Genomic DNA, 26,773 nt, shown 5'->3' on the forward strand with positions numbered 1-26,773 from the left:
AAACCACAATCATCAACAATCAAACATTTTCTTTTAATATGAAATCTCGAATATCTCCAGCGACAATTGCAGCACACTTTTCTGGCAAATTATGTCCTACATGATCGATAATTTTCAGATTGGCTTGTGGAATTTTTTTTGCATAATTATTACTCTTAGCAAAGGCATCTGGAGTGTCTTTGCCACCTTGTAAAATTAAAACAGGAACTGTGATAAAATCTAATTTATCTTGCACCAATTCGCCACTGATTTCTGGTAATTGACGTAAGAACAATAACTCACTACCTGTAGGATTTTGCAGCATTAATTGTTGTTGTTGCCAATCCTGTTCTATTTGCGTATCTAAACCCAGGATTTTAGTTAAAGGACGGAGTATTCTTAATACTTTAAATATCCACAGGGGACGTTTGACCAAACCCTGTAATTTTTTACAATTTTTGTCTAATGCTTCAGTTTTTACACCTTCTGGTGCTAATAGTACTAAACCATATACTTGTTCTGGATATTTTAAAGCATAACTGGCAGCAATCCAACCACCAAGAGAATGCCCTACTAAATATACTCTTTCTAATTTCAAAGCATTTAAAAACTCAGCTAGACATTCTACTTGCAAATCTATCGAGTAGTGAATATTAGGATAATCTGATTCACCGAAGCCGAATAAATCTGGTGCGAAACAATGAAAATTTAATGAAAGTATTTCCATCACTGCTACCCATTCACCACTATCATTCCAAGCACCATGCAAGAAAACTACAGGTATTCCATCCCCAACTTCACGCCAGAATAATAACCCTTGAGACAGCTTTCTCCGAGAGTTACGAAATAAATTATTCATTTTTCATTTAGTCATTAAATTTGTAAATTGTTAGTAGGCAGCAGATATTAGATAGTAGCTAGTGAAAAATAATTAACCACTAACCACTAACTACTAAAAATTATGCCAGTGTTGTCAGACCTTTTAAGTAGTCTTCTAATTGGCGATTATGGTCATGAGACATATACTCTGGAGGTAAAGAATCGAGAGGAAAAGCTTGGATTTCCATTACTTCTAATGTGTCTTGAATCTCCATTTTTCCTTGTACGTCTGCTTCCACTACAATACAAATTGAATGGATTCTTGGATCACGGTCTGGAGCAGAGTAAACTCCTACTAAACGCCTAATCCTAACTAATTCTAATCCGGTTTCTTCCATGAGTTCTCGACGGACTGAATTCGATATATCTTCTCCCCAGTCCACCATCCCTCCAGGTAAAGCCCAACGGCCATTATCTCGCCTTCGAATTAGCACTATTTGACCATCGGGTAAAATAGGAATAATACTTGTACCAGGGATCGGATGACGGAAAATAATCCCCAGTACAGTTTGTCCAAATCGCCATAAGCCACGTGTGGATTGGATTGCCACAGTAAAAAAAGCCAGAACGTTCAATCTTCAAATCTTGGTAAATTATGTGTGTTGTATTTTGAAGTTACCCACTAATCATATTTGCTCAACTCACTTGTCAAGTATGTTCTTATACAATAAGAGGTTGATTCTAATGGTTAGGTTATAACATACAAATTTTAACATCTACTTGCAGTAATTATAGTAAATGTGAGTATACATAATTTAGTTTTGCTAAACAAGCTATAGGTCGGATAAAAACAAAGAGGTATAGTTTTTTATATAAACTTAATTTAGTTTTTTTTATGAAAATGATGACTTGATTCGATGATAATTTCAGTCTTCTTCAAAAACATAATTTTATTTTAGACATATAACAAACATATTGAGTTTTTGAAAGTAGGAATAAATAAAATCACGACTTTTCAAAAAACAGATATATTGTTTTGCAGTAATGATTTAAAACTTGGAACTTCCATGTTAATTGTATACAATAATTACAATGAGATTTTTTAGTTAAATAGCAATAGCATTACATAGTGATTTGTATTATATAGCTACAGATTACACATGAGTTATAATTATGATGTAGGCAAAATGGTAATTTATTAATTTTTGTTTGTTGATAATTTATAACTCATATTAATTCGCGTTTAATTGTATCACTTACTCTCATGAATACTTCCAACTAGGGATAGAACTAACAACACAGGAATTTGAATTTAAGTTGACAAAATCAATAAAAATGCGTTATATTGTATTGCTGTTTAACAGTACAAGACGTAAAAACTTACCGGATCACAAACCCCACGCCTAAAGGCAGGGGCTTGAAAAGCCCTAATCTGAGCAGACTAAGTACATTTCGGCAAGCTCAATGCCTGCCTTGCGTACTACGTTAGAGGCAAGAGTCTAAAGCTAGGGGCTTCCTATGAAGATATGACATTTTGTACTTGTACCCTTCGGGATCTTGCTACAACTGTGTGGTGGGGCATCCCGTGCAGTTTAAACAAAGCTCAGTTAATGTCCGTGCCTAAACTGGGAGTCGCTGAGAAGCCCAGACCAATACCTTGCGGTAGTGCGGAAAGATGTCACCAGGTTTATCCTGTCTATTAAAAAACGTGGGAGGGTGAGAACCCCCAGCCTTTAGGTAGGGGATGAAACCTGAATCAACAAGTTTTAACTTGTTGTTTGTGTTTCGTTGTTTGTGTTTCAGTGTTTGACATAATTAAATGTACTAACACAGGATGAAAAACTCCAAACAACAAATGTGTTAGTAAACCAAAGTAGCCGTACAGCCTAAAAATAGGTCGAGGCGGGTAGGACTGTTTGAGCCAGTCAAAGCCTAATAAGGCAGAACAACGTTGCCTTGGCGTTAGCCTTCCCGAAGGGTAGTGCGGATTTATCCCACATAGCAACAACAGTTCATTATCCTGATTTTTCAAATCCAGGAGAGTTCAATAAATAATCCTGCTGCCTTCAGCCGCAGGAATATTCAAAGCTTCACTAGGCTCAAACTACAATTAAAGTAAAGATAATCCTAGTTGAAATTGTTTAGATATTGCCTAAGTAAGGCTTTTTGTTGTTTATTCATGAGGTGAACATGGCTAAGCGCCGCAATCCGAAAAAAGAAAAGGCGCTACGGAACCAGGCATATGCCCGGAAGTTTCGTAAACGGACTACTACAGGAAGAATGCAGAGAAGGTTCCAACAAAGACCGCCGAAGAGTGAAGAGGATGAGGGAGCAGCAGCAGTTGACCCTGAATAATTTCCCTACTCAAAAAATTGCTCTTTTTTTGTTTTAGTTGTTAGGGCGTATATACCTACGCCTTTTTAATAGCATGTAGAGACCGTAAATTTACGGTCTCTACAATTGTGCAATTTGAGTGCGCGCATTCATGATTGCTGTTCTTACCTGATCAAAACCTGTACCACCATAGCTGTTACGCGCAGCAACTACTTTCCGAGGGGATATTGCTTCGTAAATGTCTTCTGCAAATGCGGGATGAAGTTGTTTCCACTCTTGCAACGTTAAATCCTTGAGGAGTTTGCCAGCAACAATACTGGTTTTTACGACCTTTCCTACAAGATTGTATGCTTCTCGGAATGGTACACCTCTCGCTGCTAGGTAATCTGCGACATCAGTAGCATTGGAGAAGTCTTCACATACTGCTTGTGCTAAACGCTGGGTGCGAAATTCCAAACCTTCTCGTAGCAAAATTGTCATTGCTTCCAGACATGCTTTGATAGTGTTAACGCTATCAAATAGACCTTCTTTGTCCTCTTGTAAATCTTTGTTGTATGCCAAGGGTAGTCCCTTCATGATTACCAACAACCCTTGGAGATGACCAAAGACACGCCCAGTTTTACCCCGCACTAATTCTGGTACATCGGGGTTTTTCTTTTGGGGCATGATGCTCGAACCTGTTGCACAGCTATCTTTCAGGGTAACAAAACCAAACTCTTCAGATGCCCAAAGAATTATTTCTTCGCTAAGACGGCTCAGGTGAACCATGATTAAGCTAGCAGCACATAAGAATTCGATCGCAAAATCGCGATCGCTCACTCCATCCAAGCTATTAGCATAAGCGCTATCAAAATGCAATAGTTGGGCTGTATAATGGCGATCAATTGGGAAAGTAGTTCCAGCTAACGCACCACAACCTAAAGGAGAGATGTTCACTCGCTTCTGGACATCTCCCAACCGTTCCCAATCCCGTTGTGTCATTTGAAAGTATGCCAACAAGTGGTGAGCTAAACTTAGAGGCTGGGCGCGTTGTAAGTGAGTGTAACCAGGGATTAAAGTTTCAACGTGATTCTCAGCAATATCTAAAAGGACACTTTGGAATTCTCGTAGTCGCTGGCAAATTTGTTGAATTTGGTCGCGTAAGTACAATCTAGTATCTGTTCCTACTTGGTCATTACGAGAGCGTCCAGTGTGTAACTTCTTACCTATATCACCAATGATTTCCACAAGGCGATGCTCAACAGCAAAGTGTACATCCTCTGCTTCAATTCCAGGGTTAAACTTGCCTTGGCGATATTCTTGGCGAATCTGTTCTAAACCAGCAACTAATTGTTCTCCTTCTTCAGGAGGAATGATACCGCATTTAGTTAGCATCTGAGCATGAGCAACAGAGCCAGTCAAATCATATTCGATTAATTCAATGTCAAAACTAATACTTGCATTAAAGCGGGCGATCGCAGGATGTAAAGCTGATTCAAATCGCTGACTCCAAGTTTGCTGTTCAGTCATGTTTGGGGACTGGGGGTCGGGGAAAGGGGATCAGGGAAAGGGGATTGGGGATAAGGGATACATATTCAGTGATCAGTGATCAGTTGTCAAATTAAACTGTTAACTGGTAACTGAATCATTGATTCATGCCCAACAACTAACCAAAACTTGTCAGATTCCGAATCATATAACCAATTGCCAATCCAATCAATAGCGCCCAAGCTTGACCTGATTGTACAAAATGCGTAAAGGCTTTTTGCATTTGACCAATAAGGTTTGGATCAGTAACATTTTGAGCTAGGATAGTCAAATTTTCCGGTAAATGCCAAATTAACTGAGACATCAAATTAAGTACCTAAATAAAATTAATTAGACATTGTTGATTCTTCTGTTCCCCGTTCCCCGTTCCCTTCTTACGTCGATATACTGATGGTTAGCCAAAAGCTCAAGGCAAAGGCAGCTAACGTGAGCAAAAATTTCATAATTTAATTATATTTTCTACTATTTATATAAGTAATATCACTGTAATAACTCAAGAATCAGGCGATGCCATCCGTAATTTCTCGGCTGTTCGCAAAATTTGCCCTGCTAGAACTGCTGCACCAAAACCATTATCAATATTCACTACACCGATTCCCGCAGCACAAGAGTTGAGCATTGTCAATAGAGGGGCTAAACCTCCAAAACTTGCACCATAACCGATACTAGTAGGAACAGCAATCACAGGACAGTCTGCTAAACCTGCTACTACACTGGGTAAAGCGCCCTCCATACCTGCTACAACAATTAACACTGATGCTTGCGAGATCACGTGGCGGTTACTCAGCAAGCGATGAATCCCGGCGACTCCCACATCCCAGAGACGTTGGACGCAAAAACCAGAAAGTTCTGCGGTGACAGCAGCTTCTTCAGCTACGGCTAAATCGGCTGTACCAGCAGAAAGAATGCCAATTGTGCCAGAAAAACTTGGTTCGATAGTGGGGGGAGCGATCGCACAAATTCGTGCTGATTCGTAATATCGTAAATCTCTTACTTTGGGTTGTAGTGCTGCGTAAATCTCTGGAGTAATGCGAGTCGCCATCACAACAGGGTTACGTAGACGCATCACCTCCATAATTTGAGCGATTTGATCGGGAGTTTTACCAGGACCCCAAATCACTTCCGGAAAGCCAGTTCTTAAAGCGCGATGATTATCAACTTTGGCAAACTCACCCACGGGTTCATAAGCTAAATGTTTGAGTTCATCTAGTGCAACATCTAGAGAAACATTACCATTAGCGACTGCTTGGAGGAGCGATCGCAAATTTCTATCATTTGTCATTGGTTATTGGTCATTGGTCATTTGTCATCGAAAAGAGACTTGTTAAATAATTCTTCCTTGTCCTCCTTGTCCTCCTTGTCTCCCAATCTCCCCACCTTAATTCAATTCTCCTCAGCAATTTTTAGCTCATACAAATTCCAGAATGGTCCGCCGAGAGCAGTATATTTTATTCCTTGGAAGCGATCGCGTACTGCTTGTAAATCTAATCTTTCTACCAAGTGAATAAATGGCAATTGTTCTGAGGCTATGCGCTGATATTGATAATAAATTTCTTTGCGTTTGTTTTCATCTATTTCTTGAGCTCCCTTAATGTAAAGTTGGTCAATTTCCTTTTCCCAGTCAGAAACTTCCCACCCCGTCATCGGTGGATCGCCTGGTTGGGGACCAAGATTAAATGCATGGGATGCACCCTTAATTCTCCAAATATTGCTAGCACTATGAGGTTCAACACCGCCTCCTGCAAAACCACCAAGATAACAATCCCAATCTTGGCTAACTTTGAGTTTTTCCAGATATGCGTTAAAACTAAGAATTTGTAGATCAACTTCAATGCCAATCTTTGCTAAATCTTGTCTAATTTGTGCTGCCATATCTCCCCTGACTTTCCTTTCGGCATTTGTCAGCAAGGTGAATCTAACTGGATTACCATCCTGATCAACTAATTGATTTTGAGCATTGTATTTAAAGCCTGCTTGTCGAAGTAATTTTTTTGATTTTTCTGGATCGTGATTGTAGACTTTTAAGCCTTTTTCTGGAGGTAGATAGTAAGGACTCTTAACATAAACAAAAGAGTTTTGTAACTCGCCTATTCCGCGAAAGGCGTTTGTTTTCATTGTTTCACGATCAAGGGCATAAGCTATTGCTTGCCTAAACTCTTTTTTATTAAACCAACGAGACTTAGTTGGGTTTACAAAAGGTTGACCTTGAGAATTTTTAGCTTTACTAAGATTGAAAGCAATAAAAGTAGTGCTAGTATCCGGGCCACCATTATAAATTTTAAACTTTGTCCGTTTTTCTTCTCGTTTTAATAAACTAAAACCTTCGGGAGGAACTTCGAGATCATCCAACTGTCCAGAACGGAAACTGATGAGTTGGTTATCAGTGGATTCAATAATTTGATATATTAACCGTTCTATATAAGGTTGAGGATTTCCTTGAGCATCTTTACGCCAGTAGTATGGATTGCGTCGGAATATAACTCGTTGACTGGGTATATAAGTTTCCATTACGTAAGGCCCATTACCAATAATTTTTTTGGGATCAGTGCCTGTTGTCCACATTGTCAAAAAGTTGGGATTACCACTTTGATCGGTGGTGTGGACAGATTCCTTGAGAGCATGAGCAGGCAAAATTGTAATTCCACCTACCCATCTTAAAAAAGGAGCAAATGGTTCTGGGACAGTGAATTCTACTTTCAGATCATCTATTTTTCGGACTTTGGGAGTATCACCGCGCGCATTAATTCTCAAAGAATCTTTTGTTGGTGTGGGTATTTTGGGGTTGAGGTAAATGTCGTTGTAGCTAAAAATAATATCATCCGCAGTCATCGGTTTCCCATCTGACCACTTGAGTCCTTTTTTAAGGGTAATGACAACTCGTTGTCCATTGTCAGAAAGTTCCCAAGATTCAGCTAAACCAGGTTCTAGCTGAGTGGTGAGGGGGTTTTCGTTAATTAATGAGTCATAAAGTGGACCAAAAACGCTATAGAACGACTCATTTAGCGCAGGATTAAAAGTTGAAGGCTCACCCAGAACAGCAGTTATCATTTGCGGTACTTGAGCAGCTTTTGTTTGATAATTATTTGGGTTGCAAGCAACGGTTACAAAGATGCTGATCAAAGCCAGAATTAGTAATAAGCGAAAATGCTTAATAGGACGAAGGATATTAGTAAAGCTCATCATTAATTAATATTCTTAATATTTTCATTTGCCCTCAACTGAAGTTGGGGCTAATAGCTAAAGTCAGCTTTTAGCTGACTAGAATTATTTTTATTCAAATCCCCTAATTTTAATTATGGGGTTTCCTGTTCCCTGTTTCCTTATAAAACCAATTCATATTTTACTCCTGTGATAGTAAAACAACTGCATAGGCGCAAATACCTTGTTCTTCCCCAACAGGGCCTAGTTTCTCGTTGGTAGTGGCTTTAATTCCGACTTGATTTGGTTGTAATTGCAAAACTCCTGCGATTTTTTCCTTCATTTTTTCAATATGAGGTTTTAATTTTGGACGTTCTGCTACTACCACCGAATCTATATTTCCTATTTGCCAACCTTGTTTATGAATCAGTTGGTCTACTTTACTCAATAACACTAAACTATCTGCTCCTGCCCATTGGGGATCGCTAGGGGGAAAATAATGTCCGATATCTCCCAAGGATAAAGCTCCGAGCATCGCATCCATAATCGCGTGCGTCAGGACATCAGCATCACTATGTCCCAGCAAACCCAGAGAGTGAGGAATATTGATTCCGCCAAGAATCAAGGGGCGATCGCTCACCAGTCGATGCATGTCATAACCATTGCCAATCCGAATGTTCATTTGTTAGTTGTTGCTCAAGTGTCAATTGTCATTAGTTATTGGTCTAGAGTCAAAAGTCAAGTGTCAATTGTCATTAGTTATTCATTTCCTCTTGTCTCCCCTCTTTTTCCTGCTTTTCCTCTAGCCAAGCTTTGAGCAAATCTGGACGGCGATCGCCTGTTCTTTGAATTTGTTGTTTTAATCGCCACTTAGCGATTTCAGTATGATTGCCAGACAGCAGTACATCTGGTACTTTCAAACCACGGAAATTTGCTGGACGGGTGTACTGAGGATAATCTAATAACCCTTCTTCAAAACTTTCTGATTGGAGGGACTCGGCTTTACCAACAGTTCCTGGTAAAAGGCGCATCACACCATTAATCAAAGCCATTGCTGGAATTTCCCCGCCTGTGAGAATAAAATCACCCAAGGATACTTCACGGGTCACTAAATGTAGTACTCGCTCATCTACACCTTCATAGTGACCACAAATCACTACCAATTGCTCGTAATTGGTCGCTAATTCCCGTAATAGAGGTTGATTCATCGTTTGTCCTTGAGGACTCATCATAATCACCTCTCTTTTGGGTAAAACAGGTAGAGACTCAATCGCAGCAAAAATTGGTTCTGGCTTCATTAGCATTCCGACACCGCCACCGTAGGGTTCGTCATCAACTTTGCGATGCTTGTCGGTAGTAAAGTTGCGAGGATTGATCAAATTCACCTGAGCAATCTGTTTGGTCAAGGCTTTACCAATTAGCCCTGAACTAAGAATAGAGGTAAAACAATCAGGAAATAGCGTAACTATATCAAAGCGCACAGTATTTCGTATTGGAGAACACTAATCTTAAAATTGGAATGTCTAGCACAGTACGGCAGCAATAGTTAGATAGTTAATAAATAAAGCCAAAAAAGTAGATGCTATGCTGATTAAATTTTTCTGCCGGGGTTTCCAAAAATTGCTGCCACAGGCGAGGACTTTTGGTATTCCCCTTATTGTCTACCTAACAAATACATTGTCTAAACGAGCGTCTACAGCATAGCTGCTTTTTAGCACTGACAACTAGCCAATGTTGTACAAAATATACAAGAGCTTGGTTGTGTGTATCTATAGGAGTACTAGAAACAGTTGGATTCTATGGGTCAACAAAAGTTTTTCTAATTACTTAATTTATGTTTAAATATTGTCACATCTAAATTTAAATTAATCTTCTGACTAGGTTAACAACTTCCAGGATGCATCGAACCAGCCTCAAAGAAAAAGTGTGTCAATATCTGTTTCTGTTTCCCAAAGTTAAAGGAGACACTCAAACAGACAGTTATTACTCAAGGAATACGCTATTAGGCGTGTACAGAACAATGGCATTGCGACGGCAGTCATCACAACAAGATTTTATTGACTATAACCATAAATCTGTCGCCAGGAGGATCGGGAATCGGAGATCGGGGATTGGAGATTCTCCAGAGGAGATGCTACGCGTAGACGCGCAAGCGAATTCTCACAGAGTACGGGGTTCGGGGATTCTCCAAAGGAGACGCTATGCGGACAGGTATTGGGCAGAAAAAAATCACCAATTACCCATTACCAATTACCCATTACTAATTACCCATTACCCATTACCCATTACCAATTGCCTAAAGCACTGTCCTTGGCAAGAGGCGAGGCGCGGAAATTATTAGGCTGCTGCTGTTGTAATTTTCACCTGAAGTTGTTGACAGGAGAAACACAATGCCGGAATTACAAGCTAAATTGCTGGAAATGAGGACACCCCAAGCAACCAAAACTGCCGTTCTGGTGATCGGAGGCGCAGAAGACAAAGTCCATGGTCGCGAGATTCTGCGGACTTTTTTTGCCCGTGCTGGTGCTAATGACGCCCATATTGCAATTATTCCTTCTGCCTCTCGCGAACCTTCGATCATTGGTGGTCGGTATATTCGCATTTTTGAAGATATGGGTGCCAAGAAGATTGAGCTTCTGGACATACGGGAAAGAGAACAGTGTGAATACCGTGATTACCGACAGTCCCTGGAAGCTTGTACCGGGGTTTTTTTGACAGGAGGTGATCAATTGCGGCTGTGTGGGGTTTTATCAGACACACCAGCAATGGATATTATCCGGCAGCGAGTTAGGTCTGGAGAACTAACTCTGGCAGGTACTAGCGCCGGCGCAGCAGTCATGGGACATCACATGATTGCAGGGGGTGGTAGTGGTGAGTCACCCAATCGTTCTTTAGTGGACATGGCCACAGGCTTGGGATTTATACCTGAAGTAATTGTAGACCAACATTTTAACAATCGTAATCGTATGGGGCGCTTGATGAGCGCGATCGCTTCTCATCCAGATCGCTTGGGTATCGGCATTGATGAAGATACTTGTGCGTTATTTGAGCGTGATGGTTGGCTACAAGTGTTGGGTAAAGGTTCAGTTACAATAGTAGATCCGACTGAAGTGACTCATACCAACGAACCTCATGTGGGAGCAACTGAACCTTTGAATCTTCACAATTTGCGTCTACATATTCTTAGCCATGGCGATCGCTTCCATCTTTACCAACGTACCGTCTTACCTGCTGTTTACCGCATCTCCAGCTGACGGACTTAAGTATCTGAAGCTACACTGAATTGACCGCAAAATTTATAACGTTGCAGCAAAAAAGTGAGAGTAATACGATGTAAGAAGAAATAACTGTTTACCATGAACAGTTTGGCGGTCAATTTCAGTAAGAAACTAGAATTTTGGTTCCGAATCTCCATCTACCTATTCCCATGAGAATCCTCAAAATCCAGACCTTACGCGGCCCCAACTACTGGAGCATTCGACGCCACAAGTTAATCGTCATGCGCCTTGATCTAGAAAATCTTGCCGAGACGCCCTCAAATGAGATCCCCGGCTTTTATGAAGGATTAGTTGAGGCTCTGCCTAGTCTGGAGGGTCACTACTGCTCGCCTGGCTGTCGTGGTGGTTTTTTGATGCGAGTGCGTGAAGGCACCATGATGGGCCACATCGTGGAGCATGTAGCTTTAGAACTACAGGAATTAGCGCTAATGCATGTCGGTTTCGGTCGTACTCGTGAAACGTCTACATCCGGTGTTTACCAAGTCGTCTTTGAGTATTTAAATGAGGAAGCTGGACGTTATGCAGGTAGAGCCGCAGTCCGTTTGTGCCAAAGCATTGTTGACCGAGGCCGTTATCCAAAGGCAGAGTTAGAACAAGATTTACAAGACCTCAAAGACCTATGGCGTGATTCAGCTTTGGGACCCTCTACAGAGTCAATCATCAAAGAAGCTGAAAAAAGAGGTATTCCCTGGATGCAACTGGGGGCGCGCTTCTTAATTCAACTAGGCTATGGTGTCAACCAGAAGCGGATGCAGGCAACCATGACCGATAACACCGGAATCTTGGGTGTAGAGTTGGCTTGTGACAAAGAAGCCACCAAACGGATTCTTTCTAGTACAGGTGTACCAGTACCACGGGGTACGGTGATTAACTTTTTGGACGATTTGCAAGAAGCAGTAGAATACGTCGGTGGTTATCCGATTGTGATCAAACCCTTAGACGGTAATCACGGGCGCGGGATCACCATCGACATCCAAAATAGGGAAGAAGCAGAAGCAGCTTACGACGCAGCCAGACAAGTTTCTCGCTCGATTATTGTGGAGCGGTATTACAACGGGCGTGATCATCGGGTCTTGGTTGTAAATGGTAAAGTGGTGGCGGTTGCAGAACGTGTACCTGCTCATGTGGTTGGTGATGGTAGATCTACAATTGCGGAACTGATAGAGGAAACCAATAAAGACCCAAATCGTGGTGACGGACATGATAAGATTCTCACCAAAATAGAACTTGACCGCACCAGTTATCAGTTACTAGAAAGGCAAGGTTACACCCTCGACAGTATCTTAGCGAAAGACGAAATTTGCTATTTGCGAGCAACGGCAAACTTAAGTACAGGTGGTATTGCTGTAGATAGGACAGATGAAATTCACCCGGAAAACGTTTGGTTAGCCCAGCGCATCGTCAAGATTATCGGTTTGGATATCGCGGGCATAGATATTGTGACATCGGATATTAGCCGCCCCTTACGAGAGGTTGATGGTGTGATTGTAGAAGTCAATGCTGCTCCCGGTTTCCGGATGCACGTTGCCCCTAGCCAAGGCATTCCCCGCAATGTCGCTGGTGCAGTCATTGATATGCTGTTCCCCAACGAACAAGCTAGCCGTATTCCTGTATTAACTGTGACAGGTACAAACGGTAAAACTACTACTACCCGCCTGTTAGCTCACATCTACAAACAGACAAATAAAGTAGTAGGCTATACTACAACAGATGGGACTTATATAGGAGATTACTTAGTAGAAGTAGGCGACAACACAGGTCCCCAAAGCGCCCAGTTAATCTTGCAAGACCCGACAGTAGAAGTAGCAGTCCTGGAAACAGCTCGCGGTGGGATTCTCCGCTCTGGATTAGCTTTTGAAGCCGCCAATGTTGGTGTAGTATTAAATGTTGCTGCTGATCATTTGGGTATTGGTGACATTGACACAATTGACCAATTGGCACACCTTAAAAGTGTAGTTGCTGAAGCTGTTTATCCAGATGGCTACGCTGTTCTCAATGCCGATGATTCCCGTGTGGCGGCGATCGCTGAACGAACAAAAGCTAATATTGCTTACTTCACCATGAACCCAGAATCGGAATTGGTGCGAAACCACATCCAAAAGGGCGGAGTAGCAGCAGTGTATGAAAATGGCTTTTTGTCAATACTAAAAGGCGATTGGACACACCGGATTGAACGAGCAGAAAATATTCCTCTGACGATGGGTGGACGAGCGCCATTTATGATTGCTAACGCCTTGGCGGCTTCTTTAGCAGCGTTTGTGCAAAATGTGTCAATTGAGCAAATTCGGGCTGGTTTAAATACATTCCGGGCTTCGGTGAGTCAAACACCAGGACGGATGAACTTGTTTAACTTGGGTAACTTCCACGCTTTGGTAGATTATGCCCACAACCCCCATAGTTACGAAGCTTTGGGTTCGTTTGTGCGTAACTGGGCAAATGGCGATCGCATTGGCGTCATTGGTGGCCCTGGCGATCGGCGTGATCAAGACTTTGTGGCTTTGGGTAAACTGTCAGCCGAAATATTTGACTATGTAATTATCAAAGAAGACGATGACACCAGAGGAAGGGCGCGGGGTTCGGCTGCGGAATTAATTATTCAAGGTATTAAACAAATCAATCCTGATTACGAATATGAAGCAATTCTGGATGAAACCCAAGCAATTAATAAAGCTTTGGATATCGCTCCTGAGAACAGTTTGGTGGTGATTTTACCAGAAAGTGTCAATCGTGCCATCAAATTGATTAAGGCGCGTGGTGTCGTTAAGGAAGAATTTCCTCAACAAAACACCACCCCCCCAACTGTAGATTCTCAAATGGGTGTGACTTCATCTGTGGTCAATTCAATTATTTAGTCTTTTGTCATTTGTCATTTGTCATTCGTCAACACAAAGGACAAATGACAAATGACTATTTTTCTTCTTCCTCTGGCGTGGAATCCTCATCGCTGGTAGGTTTATTCATTTCTTCTTTAAAACCCCGCAAGGTTTTACCTAGTGCGCTTCCCAGTTCAGGGATTTTTTTTGGCCCAAAAACTAGTAAGGCGACGATCGCTATTACACCTACTTCTGTCCATCCTAGTCCAAACATATGTATCTCCTGTGAAAAAACCTTACTTAAAATATAGTAGGGTCGGGAGAATGTCTACGTGGAACATCGGGATATGGGGAACACGAGAGACAAGAGGGACAAGGGAGAAAATTTTATTTATAAGAATTTGTTTTAAAGAGCGATCGCAATACCTAGTAGTCCGCGACATTGCAATTAAAATTAATCTCTATTAGGGATTAAACTACAATCCTTAAGATTCCTATAGCTTTTACTTAACATACCGTTAGTAAATTGAGAGTGAGTGATCTCAGCAAAGATACGGTGGTGTGCTTAAGGAGGAACAGTGGGGAGATATTTAAATTTCTATTCAATCAAAGAGTTTATCCAAACGAGATTTGATAAACTTTTTGGGTGGCTACACCATTATTGGAGGCAAAAATTATTCATGCGCCTCTCGATTATTATACTTGTAACCTTTTTCTTAAGTTTAACAGCAAATTCTATAGTAGCTAAGTCAATATCAAGCACGCTACAACCTAAAGTGATCTTGATTTCACTTGATGGCGCAACTCCGGATTTTGTTGATCAGTATCTTGCTCAAGGTATCCTGAGTCCAAAGCAGGGATTGGGACTGATCAAGAAGAAGGGAGTTTATGCAGAGCGAAATATAACCTGTAGTGCGTCTCTGACGGCTGCTTGTCATGTAGCGATCGCCACAGGTTCCACAGCCGCCCGCAATGACATCAACGCCAATACATTCCATCTGGTTGCTAGTCCCTTCACTTCTAACATCAGTGGTTTTGGCGCTCCCATAGGAGGCTATTCGACCCAAGAACCAAGTGAAAGTATACAGCCTACTGCTGATCCCCTGTGGATTGGACTCCTGCAAAATGGCAAAAAGGTTGTGAGTGCGACTTTTCCAGGAGCAGATGGAGTAGATGTGAAAGTACCGGGTTTAAGTAATAGCCCGATTATTCAATCTGCTAACAAGAGAACTGTATCTTACACAGTTCCCTTTGGAGCTTTTGCAGGAGTAAGTGCTAAAGGTTTTAGTCTGACGACAGCTAACTTTAGCCCTGCTCCCAACCAAACGATTAGTCAACTCAGTGTGGCGAAAAAAATTTCCTACAGCCCAATCCTGCAAGCTTCTTTAGGCGATCAGTTCACTGTTGGTGGTGTTAACTATGACATTCAAGTTGCGGCGCTTGACACAACAAGCGATCGCCAAACTAACTATGACACGCTAGTCTTTTTTGATGCAACAATTGGCATTCAACCTGGGCCTTTCAGCTTACCTTCCACTGGTCCTGCCTATGTAAAAGCACAGTATAAAAAATCCAGTCTATTTTACCTACAAGGTAGTTCCAACAAAGCCGGAACTGCTTTTTACGTCAGCAATCTTGCTCCTGATCTCAGCACGCTTCGGATTGCTCGCTATTCTGCTAACGCTATTCCCAGTACTCCAGCAGTTCAAAGTAGTGTTGATGACATCCTTACTCATGTTGGTTTTTGGGCGCCCCAGGCTGACTTCCGCATTCCAGAAAAACTCAGCCCTGGATTTACCAATTTTCCTGATAGTGAACTCGAAGCTATTTATGAAGATCAAGTTCAACTTTTTGTAGACTATCAGACTCGAGTGGCGTTAAGAGCAATCAACCAAAATCCCAACGCCGATCTGGTAATGGTTTATATCGAGCAACCCGATGGCTCTGAGCATCAGTTTCTTTTGAGTGACTCCCGTCAACCAACTGATCCTACTAATCCCAATACAATTGGTGCAGGGCAAAATCAAGCAAAGGTAGCTCGCTATAAATCTTATGTCCAAGCTGCCTATCAGACTGCTGATAATGCTGTGCAACGCATCATCAATGCAGTTGGTAGAGATAAAAAAGGCAGACCGAAGAGTAACATTATTGTTGTATCAGACCACGGCTTTTCCAGCTTCCACACAGCAGTTAATCTCAATAATTTCCTCAAGAGTAAAGGTTTTGACTCTAATAAAGTCCGAGCGGTGACATCTGGTCCTGCTGCCAATATCTACATTAATCTTCAAGGACGTGAACCTAATGGTATTGTCAGTCCGGCAGAATATATCACTTTGCAACAGCAAATTGTCACAAGTCTGAAGGAATTAGTAGATAAAAATCCCAACTATACACAGGGAGAACCGCAAGCTATTTTCGATAAGATTTATGCTCGTCCGTTACCAGGTGATCTAAACGACCCAACATTTGGCTTGGGTACTAGTGAATTTGTTGGTCAGGATACTGGTGATGTGTTCGCGATTATGAGTGACGGTTATAACTTTGACGGTACCCAAAATCCTGTTGTTACTCGTTTGGGAGACACTGACTATTCTGTATTTTCAGTGCCTAATTTCTATGGAGCGCATGGCTATGATCCGAGCATACCTAAGCTGAGTGCCATTTTCTATGCTGCTGGACCTGATATCAATCGTCGTGGTAGTATCGGCACTATCCGCAATATTGATGTTGCTCCAACTATTAATAATTTATTAGGTGTTCCCTCAGCGCAAACGGTTCAGGGTGAGGTAATCAACCTTAAATACGGTAGGTAGATTCTCTGATAAAATTAGAAGCTACGCAAAACTATACGCTGTAGCAATACCTTTAGGTTAAGGGTGAAGAGAAAAAATCTTTAACCCTTAACCTTTAACTTTTTGCTCAAGCCAGATTTTGAGTTAAAAATGCAAAACCCAGAACTGACCTTACGGTACATTGTAGGTAGTTCACAATCAAATAGAAAAATTAGTTGTTGAGAGCGATCGCAAATTTTCACGTATTCGCAACCACTCCAAAATGGTGATAAAAAAAGTAGTATTTAGTCGTGGAGACTGATAGGCTGATGGGTCTTCCCTTCCTCCCCAGCTCTCCATATGTTTAATTAGCCATGATTTAATTGCAACTCAGTATGAGTCAAGGGGAGAATAGATGACACCTAAGCGGTTAGGTTTATTTTTATTAACATTGTTAGCTGTCTTTGTTGCTGGTTCGTCTTTACTAAATAGTTGGCAAGAACCACAGTTCCAAAATAGTCTGGATCTTTATCAAACAAATATTGTCCTAGAAGCTTCTCAGTGGCAAGCCTCAGATAGCAAAGATGAGAATTTGCAAGCGGCGAAGGAAGCAATTATCGGTGAAAAACCTCTGGAAACCGCAACTAAGCAGTATCAAGAAACACGGAAATCGACTCAAACCAATCTGGAAAAAGCTAAAAAACAGTTGGTAGACCTTAATTCCGAACCTGTAACGACTCCCGCAACTCCTAAACCTCAACCGGAAATTCCTCCTGCGACTAATACTTCTCGTTCATTACAGCAAAAAGAATTACAAAAAACTATTGACCAACTACAAAAATCAATTGCTGAGATCGATTTGCGCTTAGGAATTTTACAAGCACAGCAAAAACAAACAGATGCAGCTCTCAAAAGTTGGAAGCAATTGCAGCAAAATTCCCAAATTCCACCTGAATTACGCGAAACAGCGACAGCTTTGAGTGGAATGTGGAGTAATCCGCCTCGTTTGCTTCCCAATGCTCAACAAGTAATTCAAGATAATCTAGATAGTTGGTTTCGCTTTACTGCTTTGACTCAACTCTACCAACTCCAGCAACGTCAAGAAGCTGTCGCAAACCTGAAAATAGCAGAACAAAAAGCTGCTGAACAAGCTTTTGTGAAATTAGCGATTATTGGTACTATTCCAGCCCTGGGAGCTTTTATTGGTATAGGGCTACTGATTTTTCTGATTGGTCAACGTGTTGTCAAGGGGAAAGCTAGTTTATTGGGACAAAATGCTAATGCGAGTTGGTCAGTACCTTGGGATGGGGAAACAATTTTGCAAGTATTTGTCGTGGGCTTTTTCTTCATGGGACAAATATTGATTCCCATTGTGTTACAGCTACTTCCTATCCCTCGTTCTACTGCAAATCTACGACTACAAGCATTCTATGTATTCTTAAGTTACATATTAGTGGCATTGGGCGCGATATCGGTATTGTATTTATCTATTAAACGTTTTTTCCCGCTAGAGTCTAGCTGGTTTCGCTTCAACTTACGGGGTAATTGGTTCTTATGGGGGTTCGGTGGTTATTGTGCGGCGTTACCAGTAGTCGTAGTGGTATCCCTGATCAATCAACAAATATGGCAAGGCCAAGGTGGTAGTAATCCTCTGTTGCAGTTAGCATTGGAAAGCCAAGATTCTGTAGCATTGAGTATATTTTTTGTAACTGCTGCGATCGCTGCTCCGTTATTTGAAGAATTCCTCTTTCGCGGTTTTCTGTTACCCTCGCTGACTCGCTACGTGTCTGTGTGGTGGGCAATTATCATCAGTGCCTTTTTGTTTGCGATCGCTCACCTGAGTTTATCGGAAGTTTTACCACTGTTCGCATTAGGAGTTGTTTTAGGAGTAGTTTACACGCGATCGCGCAACCTCCTTGCTCCCATGCTCCTCCACAGCCTGTGGAACAGTGGCACCCTACTTAGCTTATTTGTCCTCGGTAGTAGTAATTAGGGAATCAGGGAGCAGGGAATCGGGGATCGAGGAATCGGGGATTGGGGATTCTCCAGAGGAGACGCACTCGCGTTCGGGGATCGGGGAAGGTAGGGGTCCCCTTTGGGGATAAGGGGCAGGTGGGGCCCCTGGAGGAGATAAGCACGGTGGTTTCATACAAGCAGAGAAAAATTAAAATCTTCTTTTAAAGCCTCTCCCCTTAATAAGGGGAGAGGTTTGGAGAGGGGTAAAAATCTATGCTTCAAAACGAGAAATACAGACTTCCATATTTTTCTTTTTTCGTATGAAACCACCCTGCTCTGGAGATAAGGGGGAACGGGGATTGGGCATGAATCAGTTATACAGTGATCAGTTTAATTTGATAACTGATCACTGATCACTGATTAGTTGTCCCCCTTGTCTCCCATGTCCCTGATCCCCAATCCCCGATCCCCGTATATGTCACAAAAATCTACCAACGGTATGTTGATATTAACTATAAAAAAATGCTAGCTTGAGAGAAAATACATATCTAATAAAAAACTCAAGCAACAAAGTAAAAAAAATAAGAAATTAGTCTTTAGTGGCTTAGTATTGCTTATTTACAGTTTAAGTTTGGGAATACTAGCTTCTGAGTTCCGCGTTCACTTAAGTGATTACGGAAAATTTACACAAATTAGTTTGTAACTATTTGCTTGACTAGACTTAGAAAACCATGTGCAAAGAGCCGCTTAAATAAGGGTTCTACATTACTTTTAGTCAGTATCCTTAAATTATTGCCGCAAAAATAAAAAAGTCCGGAAATGATACTGTCTGATGTGTAAAAAGTAGTACGACGCAGTTGTTTGATGATGATAGCTGTTAATTCTGTAAAACAGAGTTTTATAGCTTAGGATTCAAAACAGTTGTGTAGCGGTTTTTTGTTGTTATTCAAAATAGTTTTGTGGAGATACCTAGTTTCAGGCTATGTCTGAACACTTATCTCCTTAGAAAGCGTACTTGCGATTTGAAGTTACGCTAATTCTGTATATCTATTTTCGACAGTGTTGATACAGTATTGATACTGAATAAAAAGTAAAAATTGTTTATTTTCCCGAAACATAGTGGAAATAAGATAGTCAGTAGATTTACTTTTTGCTAAAAATATAGAATTTCTATTTTATACATAGCTTATCAAGGAGCAGCACTCATATGGCAAATCTCAATCCCAGTCATGCCACCAAACAACTATTAGCTGGCTACAGTGGCATTATGTTAGGAGGTCTTGGTATTCATAAGTTTGTTTTGGGTTATACCGCAGAGGGCTTTATTATGCTCGTCATTTCTTTGGTGGGAGGTTATTTTACCTACGGCTTAACCTTATTCATCATGCAGCTTGTGGGTTTGCTAGAAGGAATGATCTACCTCAACAAGTCCTACAACCAATTTGTTGATACTTACTTTGTTAACAAACAAGGTTGGTTTTAGTTAGTAGTTAGTGGTTAATAATTCTCCCTTCCCTTCCTTCGCCCCTTATCCCCTCCAGGGGTCCCCAATCCTCTCTGCCTACCAATATGTTAATTATCAAACGTAAGTATATATCTTTAGTATTTTTTGCTTTATTAGGATTGGTATATTTTATTACCATATCTAATTTAGATATAAATCCTTTTTTCAGAAGTCAAATTGCTTTAATGCCAACACAGTTTGCTGTCATCATCTATTTGACATATCTGCGCTGGAGTCGCAAGGAATCGGCTGAATCATAAACTTAATAAAACTTCATATTTTTGACATCAAGTCGTTGTTGCGAATTTCGCCTACTCTCGAAGTAGAGGTGCGGTTTAGCTGTACTTTTAAACTTCTTGCACAAGAGCTATAGGTACTCTTATTGGAAAAGGTAAAAGGTAAAAGGTAAAGACTTCTTAATTCTTATAACTCTTACCCTTGACAACTAAACTTTTTCCTGGATTTTGCAAGAAGTTTGTAAAGCGTTGACGTTTCGTAACAAATTCAAATTTATTTCATGCAACTTGTCCCAAAAACTAACCTTTCCCCTGAACCAACTTCAACAACTGAGAAAATCATCTTAGATGTTGGGGGTATGAAGTGTGGTGGCTGTGTAAAGGCTGTTGAACGACAGCTAGTTCAATCTCCTGGAGTGAAGAGTGCTAGTGTCAATCTGGCAACAGAAATTGCTGTTGTAGAGCTAGAAACTGGTACGGTGGATGCAGATGCACTGGCACAGCAATTGACGTCAGCTGGATTTCCGTCTCAACTTAGGCAACCAAGTGGGAAATTCACCGATGAAAACCAAGACAAAATAGATCCAGCAGAACGACAGCGCCAAGAGATTCAATCTGCACGTAGACAGTTGATAATTGCTGCATTACTGCTAGTACTGTCAACTATTGGACACTTGGGCAATATTGGTGGTATTGTGCTACCTGTTTTGCATAACATCTGGTTTCACTGTGGATTAGCAACGGTAGCGCTACTCATTCCTGGGCGCTCGATTTTGATAGATGGCTGGGTGAGTTGGCGACGAAATACACCCAATATGAATACTCTCGTTGGCTTGGGGACGCTAATTGCCTACACAGCTAGTTTGGTTGCTTTGTTGTTTCCTCAGCTTGGTTGGGAATGCTTCTTTGATGAGCCTGTGATGATGTTGGGGTTTATTTTATTGGGAAGAACATTAGAAAAACAAGCAAGAGGTCAAGTTACTGCTGCGTTTAAAAACTTGCTTGATCTCCAACCCCAGGTAGCAAGATTGATTTCCAAAGGGGTTGTAGAAAAGCGCGATGACGCGTCTGTACAAACTTCTATGAGTGAGATTATAGAAATTCCTGCGGAACAAGTGCGTGTCAGCGAGTGGTTGCAAGTTCTGCCAGGAGACAAAATTCCAGTTGATGGCATAGTGATAGATGGTCAAACTACTGTTGATGAATCAATGCTGACTGGAGAAGCTGTACCAGTGCTTAAGCAAAAAGAAGATACAGTGACAGCTGGAACACTCAATCAGTCGGGAGCGATCGCAATTGAAGCAACTCGCACAGGCAGCGATACCACTTTGGCACAAATTGTTGCCCTAGTGGAAGCAGCACAAACTCGAAAAGCACCCGTACAGAAATTAGCAGATACAGTAGCTGGATACTTTACCTACGGTGTACTAGCGACGGCTGTATTGACATTTTTGTTTTGGTACTTTATTGGCACTCATGTTTGGCAAGATGTCACTATGTCCCCTGGCATGGATATGGTGGATATGGCTCATCACTCTAGTGGTGTAGCTGTTCCCATTTATCACTCTCCGCTATTAGTAAGCTTAAAGTTAGCAATTGCGGTGATGGTTGTATCTTGTCCTTGTGCTTTGGGACTAGCCACACCCACAGCTCTTTTGATCGGAACTGCGATCGCTGCCGAACAAGGTCTATTAATCAAAGGCGGTGATGTTTTAGAAAAAGTACACCAGATGGATACCATTGTTTTCGATAAAACAGGTACGCTGACAACTGGTAATCCAACGGTAACGGATTGTGTTGTGTTAGAAGAACGACTTGGAGGACAAGGAGGACAAGGGGGACAAGATGGACAAGGGAGACAAGGGGGACAAGGAGAATTATTTAACAAGTCTCTTGTTGATCCCCAATCCCCATTACCCCTTATCCCCTCCAGGGGCCCCACCTGCCCCTTATCCCCAAAGGGGACCCCTACCTTCCCCGATCCCCGTACTCTACGAGAAGCCGCTTACGCGTCTACGCGTAGCGTCTCCTCTGGAGAATCCCCAATCCCCGATCCCCATCAATACCTCTTACAACTGGCAGCTGCAGTCGAAAGTGGTACTTGTCATCCTCTGGCGACAGCAATTCGCAACCAAGCACAGCAGCAACAGTTAGCGATTCCACCAGCTACTGACTTTCACACAGAACCGGGACTTGGTGTTTCTGCTGTGGTCGAAGGCAATTTAGTACTGTTGGGAAATTGGGATTGGTTGAGTTGGCATGGAATTGCCGTTGATGAAAATGTACACAAGCAGGCAGAGACGTTAGCAGAAAATGGTAAAACTGTTGTGGCAGTGACAATTGCCGGAACAATCACCGGACTCATTGCTATTCAAGATACCCTCAGACCAGATGCAAAAGCAGCTGTTGACAAATTGCGGCAAATGGGGTTGCGAGTTATGCTCCTTAGTGGTGATACACCAGCAGCTGCGATCGCTATTGCCAACCAATTAGGATTAGAGACTGCTGATGTCATGGCGGGTGTACCTCCAGCCAAGAAAGCAAATGTCATACAATCTCTTCAAAACGGGGAGATAAAAACAACAACCAATCCCAAATCCGTAGTCGCAATGGTAGGAGATGGTATCAACGATGCTCCGGCTTTGTCTCAAGCAGATATTGGAATTGCCTTACACACTGGTACAGATGTGGCGATCGAAACGGCTGATATTGTCTTGATGCGAAATTGTTTAACCGATGTAGTAGAATCTATCCAACTGAGTCGGGTGACTTTCAACAAAATTCGCCAAAATTTGTTTTGGGCTTTTGCATATAACACATTGGGAATTCCCTTGGCGGCTGGTGTCCTATTACCCAGTTTGCATTTTGTCCTTAGTCCTGCTAGCGCTGCGGCTTTAATGGCTTTTAGTTCGGTGAGTGTCGTTACCAATTCCCTACTACTACGCCGATTTGCTCATCGCTAATACAAAAATATCAAAACCTCTCCGCACCGAGGAGAGGTTTCCCAAAATGGTTAAAGTTAAGTGGCTTTCATGCATCCCATCGAATTTTTTGTCAGATATTTAGCCTTAATATTTTAAAAGAGTAAATATCCGTTCTGCCTGTCTCAGGTTAAACTAAATCGATAGTCACTATTTACAAAATCTCACAAAATCCTTGACTCTGTTTCCAGAGCGCCAGTAAAGGTCACTGTAGATACTAAAGATACTAAGGAGTAAAACATTACATTGTTGTTTGATTCTTAGTTATTACTATGAAGTAGCACAGACTCTGGTTGAGAGAATGGCAGAAAACAATTCTAAACGATTCCTAATTAATAAGACTTCAACCGATTATAGTAACGATTTGTCAATGGCAGCAGAAAACCATGAAAGCCATATACTGATTGTGGAAGACGATCAAGGACGTAAGGAATTCACTCTAGAGCGTTCCATTTATTCCATTGGTCGAGATCGAGAATGTGACATCCGTTTAGTTTCACAATTCGTCTCGCGCCGTCATGCCACATTAGTAAGATTACCCAGAAGCGATCGCAGCAACAGTCATTATTATCGAATTATTGATGGCGACGCTAGAGGCAAGCATAGCTCAAATGGTCTGATGATTAATGGGCGCAAGCTCTCAAACTATGACCTTAAAAATGAAGACGAAGTTGTTTTTGGGCCTCAAGTACGTGCCATCTATTATCTGTTAAAACGTGATACAGTACTACCTGGTCAGACTGATGCCAGCGAGTATGACATTACACTTATCAATCCCGGCATGACAGAAGATCTAGAAGATTAAAAAGTTTGTTGTTCTGTTATTGCCTTAGTATATTATGTCACATTTTGCTATGAGCTAGCTTGGCACAAAGCTAGCTGTAGCAGATGCCCTTCCCTTGGTTAAAAGCATTGTAATTATCCTGCTAGGCTTTGAATTAGATGCCAATTACGGTTGTCTTCAATTGCCTGCTTAATATACTCAAACACCTGCCGACAGTGATTATCTAGCTGGAGTGGTAGTTCCTGGTTTTTAATCACAATACTCATTCTGGTTTCAGTTTCGGTAGCTGTGCTTTTATCAATAAGTACTTCTACAGTCACCATTTTGGAGTAAGAAACAGTACCGACTATCTCACGTGCCATGATGTAATCCAATGTATAGTACTGTACATCCAGGTTGCAGTCTTGCAGCAGTTCTATAAGTAACGGCTGGAGATGGTTAATAGGAATAGAAAGAATAAACGAACAGGTATAGCGAGCCATAATAGCCCCAAGCCTTGTAACACTCTGTCCATCCTATAATATCGAACCATCTTAAACGCAAGTCATTCCATTTTGGATTTTGGGTTTTATATTTTGGATTGGGAATTAGGTTGTCTATCTGGACTAGTGTCAAACATTTTTAAATTGGATTAAGTAGTTGCTGGTTGTTTTCAATCCACCAGATCCTGTTTTCAGGTCGCATTTCTTTGATAGGGAATATCCCATCTTTAGTGCTAGTTCCAGTTTATCAGCACTGCTACCATAAAAGATGGTTGTTGACCCACCCACACGGCTGTGTTGCCATCGATAACAGTAGCGATACGACGCTTACCACGGTAAAAGCGCGTGAGAAAAGGGGAAAGATTCCGGTCACAATAGAGATTGATAGAGGTTAAATCATGAAAGTAGCAGTGAGTGGTGCAACAGGATTTGTCGGAAGTCGCTTGGTAGAACAGCTCCACAAAGATGGTAACAGGGTATTGGTTTTAACTCGTAATATCGCTCACGCCCAAAAAGTTTTTCCCAGCCAAGCTTTTCCTAATGTAGAAATTATTGCTTATACGCCGACAGTCTCTGGTAGTTGGCAAGAGGCGATCGCCACATGTGATGGTGTAGTTAATTTGACGGGTGAACCCATAGGTGAGGGACGATGGACACCACAACGAAAACAAGAAATTCTCAATAGCCGTAAACTGACTACTCAAAAAATCGTGGAAGCAATAACCAAGGCTAACCCTAAACCTAGTATTTTAGTTAACGCTTCTGCTATTGGATATTACGGTACTAGCGAAACCGCGACTTTCGATGAAACAAGCCCATCTGGTAAAGATTTTCTCGCCCAAGTTTGTCAAGCTTGGGAAGCAGAAGCAACAAAAGTTACAGAAGCTGATGTAAGACTCGTAATTCTACGATTCGGGATTGTTTTGGGTCTGGGTGGAGCTTTGGGTAAAATGATTACACCCTTCAAACTTTTTGCCGGTGGGCCTATTGGTAGCGGCAAACAATGGTTTTCGTGGATTCATATAGATGATTTAGTCAAGTTGATTATCCAAGCTTTAACTAAGCCAGAAATGTCAGGCGTATATAATGCTACTGCTCCTCACCCCATTCGTATGTCAGAGTTATCTACAACTATGGGCAAAGTTATGCATCGTCCTTCCTGGTTGCCTGTTCCTAATTTTGCTATAGAAGCACTTTTGGGAGACGGAGCGATAGTAGTTTTAGAAGGGCAAAAAGTCCTTCCTAAACGCACCCTAGAAAGTAGCTTTGAATTTCAATATCCTAATTTGCAACCTGCTTTAGAAACAATTCTTCATTAGTTGCTTATCAAGCAAGCTTCAATATCTGCGTCTACAACCCAACTTTTATATCAGGTTCGCTTGATTACTTATAATTCCCTTTGAATCCCGCCCCGGTTTTGTCTAACGCCAAAAAAAAACTCCCCTCCCCGCACGCGGGGAGGGGATTAAGGGGTGGGGTGCGTATTGGACACAACCGAGAACTGCTATAGATCAAGGAACCAGTAGCTCATGATGCCAATGAGCATCAATGTACGTATAGCAATGTCTTTCGTGAATACGAAGATCATCAATGTAGAGAGATTCAATCCAGTCTGCTTTGCAGTAAAAACCCCGCAAGTGCTGTGGAGGTGGAATTTGTTGATCACTTGGGTATTTGATTTTGAGAGTATCTAGAGAAGAGAGTAGCAATTGCTGGTTTTGTAGCTTGGAACCTAATGGCTGATACTCCTCATAAAAACGATCAAGAAGCTTAAAGGAATAGGGAGCGCGTAACCAACTTTGTTCAACAAGAGATTGAGGTATAATCTCTAACTCCCCACGAATTCTATACTGTCGTGCCACACAGGGCCACCAGAGTAAAAGCTCATAAGCAGGACTATGCTTGAGTTCTTGCCATTTTCCACTTTGTTCGCTGCAATGCAGTTCAAAGAAACGTCCAGAAATGGTATTTAAGTTCATGATGCGTACTCTGGGAGTTCTATCTATTGCTACAGTTGCAAAAGAACATACATTGGCACAAACATCATTGAGATCAAAGGCTTTTTGGCGTGAGCTAATTATCTCTGAAATGGGGTCAAGGCAATTGTTGGTCATACACTATCGAAACATAGCGGGAGCGTGAGAACCCCTGCCTTTCAAGGAGGGGATGAA

23 protein-coding genes are annotated in these 26,773 nt (G+C 41.6%); 11 read left to right on the plus strand and 12 right to left on the minus strand.

Features of this window, described 5'->3' with window-relative positions:
• Window positions 1–19: 19 nt before the first annotated feature.
• Together AC5JMK_RS21310 and AC5JMK_RS21315 are read right to left on the minus strand one after the other, a co-directional pair.
• Window positions 20–838, minus strand: coding sequence for an alpha/beta fold hydrolase (locus AC5JMK_RS21310; protein WP_096674115.1), 819 nt, complete (start codon window positions 836–838; stop codon window positions 20–22).
• A gap of 100 nt (window positions 839–938) precedes the next feature.
• Window positions 939–1,433: an NUDIX hydrolase gene (locus AC5JMK_RS21315; protein ID WP_096674117.1), complete on the minus strand. Its 495-nt coding sequence runs from the start codon at window positions 1,431–1,433 to the stop codon at window positions 939–941.
• Between the two features lie 1,555 nt (window positions 1,434–2,988).
• On the opposite strand from AC5JMK_RS21315, the gene AC5JMK_RS21320 reads away from it, so the two are divergent.
• On the plus strand, window positions 2,989–3,153 hold the full coding sequence (locus tag AC5JMK_RS21320; RefSeq protein ID WP_495910980.1) for a hypothetical protein: 165 nt from the start codon (window positions 2,989–2,991) through the stop codon (window positions 3,151–3,153).
• A 99-nt stretch (window positions 3,154–3,252) separates the two neighbouring features.
• Here AC5JMK_RS21320 and argH read toward each other — a convergent pair whose 3' ends face one another.
• The 6 genes from argH to trmD all read right to left on the minus strand — a co-directional run bounded on the left by argH (window position 3,253) and on the right by trmD (window position 9,278).
• Complete coding sequence (argH, locus tag AC5JMK_RS21325; RefSeq protein WP_096674119.1) at window positions 3,253–4,641, minus strand: argininosuccinate lyase; 1,389 nt, start codon at window positions 4,639–4,641, stop codon at window positions 3,253–3,255.
• A gap of 136 nt (window positions 4,642–4,777) precedes the next feature.
• Window positions 4,778–4,963, minus strand: coding sequence for a hypothetical protein (locus AC5JMK_RS21330; RefSeq protein WP_017309086.1), 186 nt, complete (start codon window positions 4,961–4,963; stop codon window positions 4,778–4,780).
• Window positions 4,964–5,152: 189 nt separating this feature from the next.
• Entirely contained in the window at window positions 5,153–5,941 is a 789-nt protein-coding gene (gene larB / locus AC5JMK_RS21335) for a nickel pincer cofactor biosynthesis protein LarB (protein ID WP_495910981.1), read from the minus strand.
• A 101-nt stretch (window positions 5,942–6,042) separates the two neighbouring features.
• Window positions 6,043–7,839 carry an ABC transporter substrate-binding protein gene (locus AC5JMK_RS21340; RefSeq protein ID WP_495910990.1) on the minus strand — a complete coding sequence of 599 codons (1,797 nt, stop codon included), beginning with the start codon at window positions 7,837–7,839 and terminating at the stop codon, window positions 6,043–6,045.
• A 160-nt stretch (window positions 7,840–7,999) separates the two neighbouring features.
• Window positions 8,000–8,479 carry a 2-C-methyl-D-erythritol 2,4-cyclodiphosphate synthase gene (gene ispF / locus AC5JMK_RS21345; protein WP_495910982.1) on the minus strand — a complete coding sequence of 160 codons (480 nt, stop codon included), beginning with the start codon at window positions 8,477–8,479 and terminating at the stop codon, window positions 8,000–8,002.
• Between the two features lie 73 nt (window positions 8,480–8,552).
• On the minus strand, window positions 8,553–9,278 hold the full coding sequence (gene trmD, locus AC5JMK_RS21350) for a tRNA (guanosine(37)-N1)-methyltransferase TrmD (RefSeq protein WP_096674131.1): 726 nt from the start codon (window positions 9,276–9,278) through the stop codon (window positions 8,553–8,555).
• Between the two features lie 416 nt (window positions 9,279–9,694).
• On the opposite strand from trmD, the gene AC5JMK_RS21355 reads away from it, so the two are divergent.
• The 3 genes from AC5JMK_RS21355 to cphA all read left to right on the plus strand — a co-directional run bounded on the left by AC5JMK_RS21355 (window position 9,695) and on the right by cphA (window position 13,927).
• Window positions 9,695–10,138 carry a hypothetical protein gene (locus AC5JMK_RS21355; protein ID WP_495910983.1) on the plus strand — a complete coding sequence of 148 codons (444 nt, stop codon included), beginning with the start codon at window positions 9,695–9,697 and terminating at the stop codon, window positions 10,136–10,138.
• A gap of 49 nt (window positions 10,139–10,187) precedes the next feature.
• The gene (locus AC5JMK_RS21360; RefSeq protein ID WP_096674133.1) at window positions 10,188–11,051 is read left to right on the plus strand and encodes a cyanophycinase; all 864 of its coding nucleotides are present in this window, start codon (window positions 10,188–10,190) and stop codon (window positions 11,049–11,051) included.
• A 173-nt stretch (window positions 11,052–11,224) separates the two neighbouring features.
• Window positions 11,225–13,927, plus strand: a complete 2,703-nt coding sequence (gene cphA, locus AC5JMK_RS21365; protein WP_495910991.1) for a cyanophycin synthetase — start codon at window positions 11,225–11,227, stop codon at window positions 13,925–13,927.
• Between the two features lie 55 nt (window positions 13,928–13,982).
• Here cphA and AC5JMK_RS21370 read toward each other — a convergent pair whose 3' ends face one another.
• Window positions 13,983–14,162, minus strand: coding sequence for a Sec-independent protein translocase subunit TatA/TatB (locus tag AC5JMK_RS21370; RefSeq protein ID WP_096674137.1), 180 nt, complete (start codon window positions 14,160–14,162; stop codon window positions 13,983–13,985).
• Window positions 14,163–14,664: 502 nt separating this feature from the next.
• On the opposite strand from AC5JMK_RS21370, the gene AC5JMK_RS21375 reads away from it, so the two are divergent.
• A complete protein-coding gene (locus tag AC5JMK_RS21375; RefSeq protein ID WP_495910984.1) occupies window positions 14,665–16,701 on the plus strand; it encodes an alkaline phosphatase family protein in 2,037 nt (678 codons plus the stop codon).
• Between the two features lie 177 nt (window positions 16,702–16,878).
• On the opposite strand, the gene AC5JMK_RS21380 is transcribed toward AC5JMK_RS21375, so the two are convergent.
• The gene (locus AC5JMK_RS21380) at window positions 16,879–17,019 is read right to left on the minus strand and encodes a hypothetical protein (protein WP_495910985.1); all 141 of its coding nucleotides are present in this window, start codon (window positions 17,017–17,019) and stop codon (window positions 16,879–16,881) included.
• Between the two features lie 55 nt (window positions 17,020–17,074).
• Here AC5JMK_RS21380 and AC5JMK_RS21385 point away from each other — a divergent pair, with 55 nt between their 5' ends.
• The 5 genes from AC5JMK_RS21385 to AC5JMK_RS21405 all read left to right on the plus strand — a co-directional run bounded on the left by AC5JMK_RS21385 (window position 17,075) and on the right by AC5JMK_RS21405 (window position 24,141).
• On the plus strand, window positions 17,075–18,652 hold the full coding sequence (locus tag AC5JMK_RS21385) for a CPBP family intramembrane glutamic endopeptidase (protein WP_495910986.1): 1,578 nt from the start codon (window positions 17,075–17,077) through the stop codon (window positions 18,650–18,652).
• A gap of 1,170 nt (window positions 18,653–19,822) precedes the next feature.
• A complete protein-coding gene (locus tag AC5JMK_RS21390) occupies window positions 19,823–20,098 on the plus strand; it encodes a TM2 domain-containing protein (RefSeq protein WP_016860060.1) in 276 nt (91 codons plus the stop codon).
• 86 nt (window positions 20,099–20,184) lie between these two features.
• Complete coding sequence (locus AC5JMK_RS21395) at window positions 20,185–20,379, plus strand: hypothetical protein (protein ID WP_096674143.1); 195 nt, start codon at window positions 20,185–20,187, stop codon at window positions 20,377–20,379.
• Between the two features lie 257 nt (window positions 20,380–20,636).
• Complete coding sequence (locus AC5JMK_RS21400; protein ID WP_495910987.1) at window positions 20,637–23,318, plus strand: heavy metal translocating P-type ATPase; 2,682 nt, start codon at window positions 20,637–20,639, stop codon at window positions 23,316–23,318.
• A 319-nt stretch (window positions 23,319–23,637) separates the two neighbouring features.
• On the plus strand, window positions 23,638–24,141 hold the full coding sequence (locus AC5JMK_RS21405) for an FHA domain-containing protein (protein WP_096674147.1): 504 nt from the start codon (window positions 23,638–23,640) through the stop codon (window positions 24,139–24,141).
• Window positions 24,142–24,254: 113 nt separating this feature from the next.
• On the opposite strand, the gene AC5JMK_RS21410 is transcribed toward AC5JMK_RS21405, so the two are convergent.
• Window positions 24,255–24,602, minus strand: a complete 348-nt coding sequence (locus AC5JMK_RS21410; RefSeq protein ID WP_026719665.1) for a hypothetical protein — start codon at window positions 24,600–24,602, stop codon at window positions 24,255–24,257.
• Between the two features lie 398 nt (window positions 24,603–25,000).
• Between AC5JMK_RS21410 and thyD the strand changes: the two genes are divergently transcribed.
• Window positions 25,001–25,921 carry a thylakoid membrane protein ThyD gene (gene thyD, locus AC5JMK_RS21415; protein WP_495910988.1) on the plus strand — a complete coding sequence of 307 codons (921 nt, stop codon included), beginning with the start codon at window positions 25,001–25,003 and terminating at the stop codon, window positions 25,919–25,921.
• A 192-nt stretch (window positions 25,922–26,113) separates the two neighbouring features.
• On the opposite strand, the gene AC5JMK_RS21420 is transcribed toward thyD, so the two are convergent.
• Window positions 26,114–26,716: a pyridoxamine 5'-phosphate oxidase family protein gene (locus AC5JMK_RS21420; protein WP_495910989.1), complete on the minus strand. Its 603-nt coding sequence runs from the start codon at window positions 26,714–26,716 to the stop codon at window positions 26,114–26,116.
• Window positions 26,717–26,773 lie beyond the last annotated feature (57 nt).

This window comes from Pelatocladus sp., from assembly GCF_059505505.1.